This window comes from Streptomyces sp. SID12501 (assembly GCF_010550245.1).
In the GTDB taxonomy this organism is placed as follows: domain Bacteria; phylum Actinomycetota; class Actinomycetes; order Streptomycetales; family Streptomycetaceae; genus Streptomyces.
In genome coordinates this window covers 1-543 of record NZ_JAAGLU010000367.1, presented here as the reverse complement: position 1 = coordinate 543, position 543 = coordinate 1, and the positions used below count along the sequence as shown (strand labels likewise).

The window sequence follows — 543 nt, the reverse complement described above, 5'->3', positions numbered from 1 at the left end:
CCGCCGAGGACGACCTGCTGCTCATCAGCAAGAAGGCGCAGTCGATCCGCTTCACCGCGACCGACGACGCGCTGCGTCCGATGGGCCGCGCGACCTCGGGCGTGAAGGGCATGAGCTTCCGCGGAAGCGATGAGCTGCTGTCGATGAGCGTGGTCCGGCCGGGTACGTTCGTCTTCACCGCGACCGACGGCCGCTACGCCAAGCGGACGCCGGTCGACGAGTACCGCGTCCAAGGACGTGGTGGTCTGGGCATCAAGGCAGCGAAGATCGTCGAGGACCGCGGGTCGCTCGTCGGCGCGCTGGTGGTCGACGAAACGGACGAGATTCTCGCCATCACGCTCAGCGGTGGTGTGATTCGCACGCGAGTCAACGAAGTCAGGGAGACCGGCCGTGACACCATGGGCGTCCAGCTGATCAACCTGGGCAAGCGCGATGCCGTGGTGGGCATCGCTCGTAACGCCGAGGCGGGTCAGGAAGCTGATGAGGCCGATGAGATCGAGTCGGACATCGACTCGGACATCGAGGCCGGGGCAGCCGACGGAC

1 protein-coding gene is annotated in these 543 nt (G+C 66.7%); it reads left to right on the top strand.

Translation table 11 applies throughout. The features are described 5' to 3' along the window. A partial coding sequence (locus tag G3I71_RS46275) for a DNA gyrase C-terminal beta-propeller domain-containing protein (protein ID WP_275409438.1) occupies positions 1–543 on the top strand: 543 nt, incomplete at both ends.